Here is a 6409-nt window from a genome sequence, read left to right on the forward strand (position 1 = left end):
TCTGTGGCCACGAGCACGCGGGCCCTGCGGTCCTCGGGGTCGGGCACGCTCTCGACGAGTCCCAGCTGCTCGAGCTGTCGCACCTGGCGGCTCACCGCCGACTTGTCGGTCTGCAGCCGTTCGATGATCGCGCCGGCCGAGGTCGCCTTGCCCGTCGCGATGGAGGTCAGCACCTGGTAGCCGAGCGGCTGCAGGTCGGGATGCACGGTGGCGGCGGCTTCCCGCCAGCCGATGCGGATCCGCGCGAAGAGCCGTCCGAGTTCCTGCTCCACCCTGGTGACGGCCTGATCGAGGTCGTCGTCTCCCAGGCGGCCCGGCGCTGACGCGGATGCGGGGGTCTCGGAAGGGGCGTCGGAGGAGGCGCTCATGATCGCCAGTGTACGGCGAAGCCCCGCTGTCGATCGGGACAGCGGGGCTTCGAGTCACACCTCGGCGAGCAGCCGGAAGGCCTTGGAGGCCGCCCTGATCTCCTCGGGCGTCAGCTCGTCGATCACGGCCTGGAGACGGGAGCCGTAGTCGCGGCGCACCTCGGCGAGCGCGCTGCAGGCCGAGGCCGTCGCGCTCAGCACCCTGAGCCGCCCGTCGCGCTCATCGGGGCGGGACTCGAGAAGCCCCAGCTCCTCGAGCATCCGCACCTGACGACTGATCACCGACTTGTCCATCTCGAACCGCTCGGCGAGCTCATGCGCGTTCGCGGTGCCCGCCCGATCGATGAACGTGAGCAGCTTGTAGCCGCCCACCTGAAGCTCCGGATGGACCCGGGCGGCGGATTCCCTCCACAGCGACCGGGTCCTCGCGAAGATGAGGTTCAGGTGCGCCTGGAGGTCGCCGAGAGCACTGTCGACATCCGACGGCGCAGCCGCTGCCGCTGCCGCTGCCGCTGCCGCTGCCGCTGCCGCTGCCGCTGCCGCTGCCGAGGCCATGATCTCAGCGCTCCCCGTCCCGGTCTTCGCGTTCACGGTCTTCGCGCTCGAGAACGCGGACCGAACCGGTCGTGGGCCCGCTGCTCGCGCCCTGGATCCGGATGGATCCGGTGGAGAGCGAGGCTCCGACCTCGGCCTCGGAGACCTCGATCACCGATTCCTCGGCCTGCTCGAGCATCTGCTCGGCGGCGTTCTTCGTCGACAGCGGCTTGTTCTTGATGAACGCGATCGCGATGATGGCGATCACGGCGAGCGGAATCGCGATGATGAAGGAGTCCGCGATGCCGTGACCGTAGGCACTCTCGACGATCGCGCGGATCGTGTCGGGCAGCTGACCGACCTTCGGGACGTCGCCGGAGGCGAGGTGCTCGAGCGCGTCGATCTCGGCCGGCGTGGAGGGCACGAAGCCGTCGAGGGCGTCGGTGATGTAGTTCGCGACACGGGTCGACAGCAGCGAACCCATCACGGTGACGCCGATGGTGCCGGCGATCGTGCGGAAGAAGTTGACGTTCGACGAGGCGGCACCCAGCTGCTGCGGCGCGGTGTCGTTCTGCACGATGAGCGTGAGGTTCTGCATGACCATGCCGAGGCCGGCGCCGAGCACGAACATGTACACGGCCACGAGCGGGAACGGGGTGTCGTAGCGCAGGGTTGCCATCAGGCTGACGCCGATCGTCGTGAGGATCGAGCCCGTGACCATCCAGCCCTTCCACTTACCGAAGCGACTCACGAGCTGGCCGATGATGATCGACGCCCCCATCTGGCCGATGATCATCGGGATGGTCATGAGGCCCGACTCGGTGGGCGTGGCGCCACGGGCGAGCTGGAAGTACTGCGCGAGGAACACCGACGTGGCGAACATCGAGACGCCGATGGCGATCGAAGCGATGACCGACAGGGTGAAGGTGCGGTTTCGGAACAGCGACATCGGCACGATCGGTTCCTTGACGAAGAACTCGACCGTGATGAACGCGGCGATCCCGACGCCGGCGGTGACCACGAGCATGATGCTCGTCGAGGAGTCCCAGTCGAACTGGTTGCCGCCCATGGAGACCCAGATGAGCAGGGTCGAGACGCCGACGGCGAGGAGCACGATGCCGAAGTAGTCGATCGAGACCTTGGTGTCGCGCTGGGGCTTGGGCAGGTGCAGCGTGAACTGCAGCAGCACGAGGGCGAGGATCGCGAAGGGCACGCCGACGAAGAAGTTGGAGCGCCAGCCCCAAACGTCGGTGAGGAGTCCTCCGAGCAGAGGGCCGCCGATGGTGCCCAGGGCCATGATCCCGCCGACGACGCCCATGTACTTGCCGCGCTCACGCGGGGAGATGATGAGGGCCACGGCGATCATGACGAGCGACATCAGGCCGCCGACGCCGATGCCCTGGACGACGCGCACAGCGATGAGCATGTTCGTGTCGGTCGAGAAGCCGGCGATCACGGTGCCGACCGTGAAGAGGATGAGGGAGATCTGGACCAGGACCTTGCGGTCGACCAGGTCGGCGAGCTTGCCCCAGATCGGGGTGGAGACGGCGGTGGCCAGAAGGCTCGCGGTGATGACCCAGGTGTACTGGGACTGCGTGCCGCCGAGGTCGGCGATGATGACCGGCATCGAGGTCGACACGACCGTGCCCGAGAGCACGGCGACGAACATGCCGACGACGAGACCGGAGATCGCGGTGAAGACCTCGCGGGCCGAACGGGTCGTCTCAGGGGGTGCGGATGGGGTGTCTGTCACGGGGTGGCGCTCCTGCGTAGAAAGTTGATCGAGGTCAACCATACGCCTTTAGTTGCCAAAGTGCAACTAAAGGTGAGACACTCCCGATGTGCTTCTGCACGAGGGAGCCGAGGGGTAGCTTGTGAGCGTGTCGACAGATTCGAGGAGCGAGCGGGCATCCCGCACCCCGGCCTCCCTCGACGCGGCCATCGGCGACATCGACTGGACGACGCCGCCCCCCGGGTCGGTGCGGTCGCGGTTCTCCGCCCCGAGCGGTGAGCTGTCCGTGATCTCGATCGGCGACCCGGGACATCCGCGGGTGGTGCTGGTGCCGGGGGCGACGGGGTCCAAGGAGGACTTCGCTCTGATCCTGCCGCTGCTGGCGGAGGCCGGCTACTTCGTGCAGTCGTTCGACCTCGCTGGGCAGTACGAGTCGCACGCCGCCGGTGCGAACTCCGCCTACACCTACGAGCTGTTCATCGGCGATCTGGTCGCATTCCTCGAAGCGGGCACACCCGCACATCTGCTGGGGTATTCGTTCGCCGGCACGGTTGCTCAGCTGGTCGCCGTCCACCGCCGGGACCTCGTGCTCTCCCTCGCGCTGCTCACCACACCTCCGGGGTCCGGCAACGTGTTCGCGAGCATGAAGTGGCTGGGTCCCCTCGCCCCGATCGCGAGCCCACGGCGCGGAGCCGGCCTCATGATCTGGGGGATCGTGACGAACAAGAACCGGGTCCCACCCCGACGGTTGGAGTTCGTGCGCTCACGGTTCGCGCTCACGAGCAGGCGCAGCGTCGACGAGATCGTCGGCCTCATGATGATCGCGCCCGATGTGCGCAGCCGCGTGCGGGAGCTGCCCGTGCCCAAGCTCGTCGTCGCCGGGTCGCATGATCTGTGGCCCCTCGCCGCCCACGAGCGGTACGCCCGCGACATCGACGCCGAGTTCCGCTCGTATGCGACCGGCCACAGCCCGAGCGAGACCACCCCGCATCAGCTCGCCGCCGACCTGCTCGATCTCTACGCGCGGGCTCGCGACTGAGCCACCGACGGCGTCACCGGCCGACCGAAGAGCGCTCGGCCTCGCGGCGAGCCTGGCGCCGCCGGTGCAGCGGCTCTTCCGACAGGTGCAGCCGCACGGTGGGCACCACATAGCTCAACCGCCGTCGGAGCGACGCCCAGTCCTGGAACGGCCGCGCCGAGACCTCGACCACGAGGCTTCGATCGCGCAGCACCGTCATCCCCGGCCGCACGTGGAACGACAGGTCGAAGTCGTCGTGAATGTTCTGCTCCTCGCGGTGCACCTCCCCGCTCAGCATCCGCCAGGCGGCGGCGCGCATCGCCATGTTCGATCCGTAGAGGGGCGCATGCCCGAGAAGCGGACCCATCGCGGCGTACATGCCGCCGATGTAGAGGTGCGCCCCCATCCAGTGCACCAGGGGCGTCGCACCGTAGAAGCGCGGCTCCCCCGTGACGAAGTCGACGTCGTCGCGGGTGCGGAACGTCCGCTCGATCCGCGCGATCCAATCCGGCCCCGGGCGGGAATCGGCGTCGAGCCGGGCGATGATGTCGCCCGTCGCCGCGTCGTAGCCGGCCGCCGATGCGCGAGGAATCCCCCGGATCGGCTCGCTCACGACCCGTGCGCCGAACCGCTCGGCGACGGCGGCCGTGTCATCGCTACTGCCGTTGTCGACGATCACGATCTCGTCGGCCTTCCGGGTCTGCCGGGCGAGGGCGCTCAGACACACCTCAAGCAGGCGGGCGTCGTCGCGCACCGGGATGACGACGGAGACGGAACGCGGGAACACGGTCGTCATCGTTCTCCTCCCCTGCACGGCTCGGCACTCAGACACAGTCTCCACCGTGGACGACCTCGCCGGGCGATTGAGCGAGGATGGTCGCGGATGTCCGGGGACGTTGTTGCGTGAATGGCTCGTGACTGCTGAGGGGTGAAAGCCTCCGGGTGCGACAGTACTCTCCGAAAACGGCTCCGCCTACAAGTCCCACGCCTGGGCCGACGCCTGCACCATGCTCAACATCCGCCCCCAGAAGACCCACCCCTACCACCCACAGACGAACGGGAAGATCGAGCGGTTCCCGCACCCTCGCCGACGGCTGGGCCTACGCCCGCTTCTACGAATCCGAGACCGAGCGACGAGCAGCACTACCCACCTGGATGCACTTCTACAATCATCACAGGCACCACTCCGCCATCGGAGACCCACCCATCAGCAGACTCAACAACCTGCCTGGACATCACAACTAGTACACGGTCCCCATCGCCTCGCGCACCTCGTCGAGGGTTGCGTCTGCGATCGCCCGGGCGTGCTCGTTGCCTCGACGAAGCACGCGACGCACGATCTCCCCGTCTGCAGCGAAGCCTCGACGCCGCTCCCGCAGGGGTGCCAGGAAGTCGTTCACCGCCGTCGCAGTGACCTTCTTCAGTTCGCCGATGCTCCGGATCGAACGTGATCCGCCGATCCTGATCCGTTCGGGCACGGCGGATCGCGGCGACGGTCTCGTCCGCCGTCATCGACAGGGCGATCGCGTTGCCGTAGCTCTTCGACATCTTCCGACCGTCCAGCCCCGGCACCTCCGGCGCCGCGGTGACCAGGGCATCGGGAACCGGGAAGATCGGGCCGTAGCGCTCGTTGAACCGTCGGGCGATCACCCGCGTCATCTCCACGTGCGGCAGATTGTCCTTTCCCACCGGCACCAGGTTGCCCTTGCAGAACAGGATGTCGGCGGCCTGATGCACCGGATAGGTCAGCAGCAACCCGCTCAGCGCACGCCCCGAGGCCTCGAGCTCCGACTTGACCGTCGGGTTGCGGTGCAGCTCGGCCTCGGTGACGAGACTGAGGAACGGCAGCAGCAACTGGTTCAGCGCAGGGACCGACGAGTGCGTGAAGACCGTCGTCCGCTCCGGGTCGATCCCGGCTGCAAGGTAGTCGAGAACGGCCCCGTGCACGTTGTCGCGCACGTGCGCCGTCGTATCCCGGTCGGTGATGACCTGGTAGTCGGCGAGCACGAGGAACGTCTCGACCCCCGCTTCCTGCAGCCGCACCCGCTCCCGGATGGTCCCGAAATAGTGCCCGAGGTGAAGCGCCCCGGTCGGGCGCTCGCCCGTGAGCACACGGAACCTCTCCGGGTGCCGGGCCACGGCGTCGGCGACCTGCGTCGATCGCTGCGCGGTCGCGGTGAACGAATCCATCTGTCTCTCCCTGAATCGGGAGCCGCACGGAGTTCTCGGGTGCTGTCACGAACTGCCGTGCAGCCCGTGAACATGCTTCAACCGGCTGCTATCGCAGCCACCACCATGCGGAGCGGTTGAAGTTCATGCCACAGATGCTATCGCGCACCGCGACCGCGGGCTCACGGGGTGAGCCGGTGCAGGTCGCGCGGGAAGAGCGTCACCTCCCGGATGTTCGACGCCTCGATGAGTCGCGACACCCAGCGCTCCAGACCGATCGCGAACCCTCCGTGCGGCGGCATGCCGTGCGCGAAGGCCGAGAGGTAGGAAGCGTACGCGTCGGGCGACTCGCCCCGCGCCTCGATGGCGGCGACGTAGTCGGAGTACCGATGCCGTCGCTGCCCACCGGTCACGAGCTCGAGGCCGCGGAAGATCAGGTCGAAGCTGTTGCTCCACCGCGGCCGGGTCGTCGCTGCATTGCAATCATGAGACGGCCGCTGGGGCGCTGGGAGCTCCTCAGCGGCCCGAACAAGGACGGCAGTCGTCACATCGGCATACGTGTCCTTCCGGACGCCGCCACGCAACTGC

General features: G+C 67.9%; 6 protein-coding genes and 2 pseudogenes. 2 read left to right on the top strand and 6 right to left on the bottom strand.

The genetic code is table 11. The annotated features are described in order from the left end of the window. The 3 genes from KZA10_RS05875 to KZA10_RS05885 all read right to left on the bottom strand — a co-directional run. The coding region (locus tag KZA10_RS05875; protein WP_218682403.1) for a MarR family winged helix-turn-helix transcriptional regulator at window positions 1–368 on the bottom strand (368 nt) is incomplete at its 3' end. A 54-nt stretch (window positions 369–422) separates the two neighbouring features. Further along, window positions 423–959: a MarR family winged helix-turn-helix transcriptional regulator gene (locus KZA10_RS05880; protein ID WP_218682404.1), complete on the bottom strand. Its 537-nt coding sequence runs from the start codon at window positions 957–959 to the stop codon at window positions 423–425. Next, window positions 928–2655 carry a DHA2 family efflux MFS transporter permease subunit gene (locus KZA10_RS05885; protein WP_218682405.1) on the bottom strand — a complete coding sequence of 576 codons (1728 nt, stop codon included), beginning with the start codon at window positions 2653–2655 and terminating at the stop codon, window positions 928–930. Before KZA10_RS05885 ends, KZA10_RS05880 begins: the two co-directional genes overlap by 32 nt. 121 nt (window positions 2656–2776) lie before the next feature. On the opposite strand from KZA10_RS05885, the gene KZA10_RS05890 reads away from it, so the two are divergent. Beyond that, entirely contained in the window at window positions 2777–3673 is an 897-nt protein-coding gene (locus tag KZA10_RS05890) for an alpha/beta fold hydrolase (RefSeq protein ID WP_218682406.1), read from the top strand. Between the two features lie 13 nt (window positions 3674–3686). Here the strand turns inward: KZA10_RS05890 and KZA10_RS05895 are convergent, their stop codons facing one another. Then, window positions 3687–4448 (bottom strand): glycosyltransferase family 2 protein, encoded by a 762-nt coding sequence (locus KZA10_RS05895; RefSeq protein ID WP_218682407.1) that lies wholly within the window; start codon window positions 4446–4448, stop codon window positions 3687–3689. Window positions 4449–4602: 154 nt separating this feature from the next. On the opposite strand from KZA10_RS05895, the pseudogene KZA10_RS05900 reads away from it, so the two are divergent. Next, window positions 4603–4897, top strand: a pseudogene (locus KZA10_RS05900) (integrase core domain-containing protein); the annotation flags it as partial. Here the strand turns inward: KZA10_RS05900 and trpS are convergent. Then, window positions 4894–5842: pseudogene (gene trpS / locus KZA10_RS05905) on the bottom strand (tryptophan--tRNA ligase). The pseudogenes KZA10_RS05900 and trpS sit on opposite strands and share 4 nt — an antisense overlap. Before the next feature lie 161 nt (window positions 5843–6003). Further along, window positions 6004–6409 (bottom strand): amino acid--tRNA ligase-related protein (locus KZA10_RS05910; RefSeq protein WP_306300794.1); only part of this gene is annotated, 406 nt, incomplete at its 5' end.

Source organism: Microbacterium sp. BF1 (assembly GCF_019279095.1).
Lineage (GTDB): Bacteria > Actinomycetota > Actinomycetes > Actinomycetales > Microbacteriaceae > Microbacterium > Microbacterium maritypicum.